The 2,053-nt window shown below is 73.6% G+C and carries 1 protein-coding gene; it reads left to right on the forward strand.

Going from position 1 to position 2,053, the window contains the following annotated elements; all coding sequences use genetic code 11:
- Positions 1-2,053 (forward strand): non-ribosomal peptide synthetase (locus PYR91_RS36225; protein ID WP_279787524.1); only part of this gene is annotated, 2,053 nt, incomplete at both ends.

A 2,053-nucleotide genomic window follows, 5' to 3' on the forward strand; every position in this document is an offset into this window, starting at 1 on the left:
GTTGCCGGTGCTGGATCCGGCCGAGCGGGAGCTGCTGCTGGGGGAGTGGATCTCCACCGGTCAGGCCGCCGTGACGGTGCCGGAGCAGGGCTCTGACCGGGGCTCTGTGCCGGGTTCTGGTGTGGCGGCGCCCGGGGGTTCGGGTGTGACGGTGGCGGGGTTGCTGGGTGAGCGGTTGTCGGTGGGTGGGGATGCGCCGGCGGTGGTGGGTGCCGGTGGGGAGCTGTCGTTCTCGCAGTTAGGGGCGGCGGTCTTCCGGTTGGCCCGGGTGTTGATCGCCCATGGTGCGGGGCCTGAGCGGGTTGTGGCGGTCGTCGTCCCGCGTTCGGAGTCGATGGTCGTGGCGATGGCGGCGGTGCTGGTGTCGGGGGCGGCGTATGTGCCGATGGATCCCGAGCACCCGGCCGAGCGGCTGGGCGTGATGCTCGCGGATGCCGATCCGGTGGTGGTGGTGACGGTGTCGTCGGTCGCGCCCCGACTGCCGGGGGCGGTGGCGGGCCGGTTGCTGGTGTTGGACGACCCGGTCGTGGTCGCGGAGGTGGACGCGGCCTCGCCGGAGCCGGTGGTCGATGAGGACCGGTTGTGCGCGGCGCGACCGCAGCACCCGGCGTACCTGGTGTTCACCTCCGGCTCCACCGGCCGGCCCAAGGGCGTGCTGATGCCCGGGACCGGCCTGGTCAACCTGCTGACCTGGCACCGGGCCAACCTGCCCGGAGGCCCCGGCACCAGGACCGCCCAGTTCACCGCGGTCACCTTCGACTTCTCCGTCCAGGAGATCTTCGCGACGCTCGTCTCCGGCGGATGCCTGGTCGTGCCGTCCGACGACACCCGCAAGGACGGCACGGCCATGGTGCGCTGGCTCGACCACCACAGAGTGGGCCAGCTCTACGGACCCACCCTCACCATCGAGGCGATCTTCGAGTCGGCGCGTGAGCTGGGAAGCGACCTCGCCTCCCTGACGGACGTGTTCCAGGGAGGCCAGGCCTTCACCATCAGCGACCCCGCCCGCGAGTTCTACGCCGCCGGGCCCGGCCGGCGCGCGCACAACATCTACGGCCCCGCCGAGACCCACATGGTGACCACCTTCTCCGTCGACGGCGACGCGCGCGGATGGCCCTCGGAGCTGCCGATCGGACGCCCGATCGGCGGCACGCGCCTCTACGTGCTGGACGGCGGGCTGGGGCTGGCGCCGCCGGGTGCGCCGGGTGAGCTGTACGTCGCCGGCGCGGTGCTGGCCCGGGGGTACGCGGGCCGGTTCGCTCTGACGGCGGAGCGGTTTGTCGCTGATCCGTTCGGTCCTGCGGGGTCGCGGATGTATCGCACCGGGGATGTGGTGCGGTGGCGGGCCGACGGGGTGCTGGAGTACCTCGGGCGTGCCGACGACCAGGTGAAGATCCGCGGGTTCCGGGTGGAGCCGGGCGAGGTCGCCGCCGTGGTGGCCGCCCATCCGGCCGTGGGCCAGGCCGTCGTGGTGCCCTGGCGGTCCGCCACGGGTGACACCCACCTGATCGCCTACACCGTCCCCGCCGACCGCGACGACGACCACGACGGCGACGGCCGTACCACCGCGGGCGACGACCGCCCCGGCCGGGACGGCGGCTTCGACCCACGGGCGGTGCGGGACTTCGTGCGCGGGCGGCTCCCCGACTTCATGGTGCCGTCGGCGGTGGTGGTCGTGGAGCGGCTGCCGTTGACGCCCAACGGCAAGCTCGACCGCGCCGCCCTGCCCGCCCCCCGCTGGGAGGGCGGCGGCGGGCGTGCCCCGCGCACCCCGCGCGAGGAGGTGCTGTGCCGGCTGTTCGCCCGGGTGCTGCGGGTCGAGCGGGTGAGCGTGGACGACTCCTTCTTCGACCTGGGCGGCCACTCGCTGCTCGCCACCCGGCTGATCAGCGAGATCCGGGAGGAACTGCGCGCCGAGCTCCCCATCCGCCACCTGTTCGAGGCACCCACCGTCGCCGAGCTCGCGGAACGGCTCGACCAGGGTGGTGAGGTCCAGCTGGCTTTGGGTCGGCGGGAGCGTCCGGAGCGGGTGCCGTTGTCGTTCGCGCAGCGG

Source organism: Sphaerisporangium sp. TRM90804 (assembly GCF_029846175.1).
Lineage (GTDB): Bacteria > Actinomycetota > Actinomycetes > Streptosporangiales > Streptosporangiaceae > Sphaerisporangium.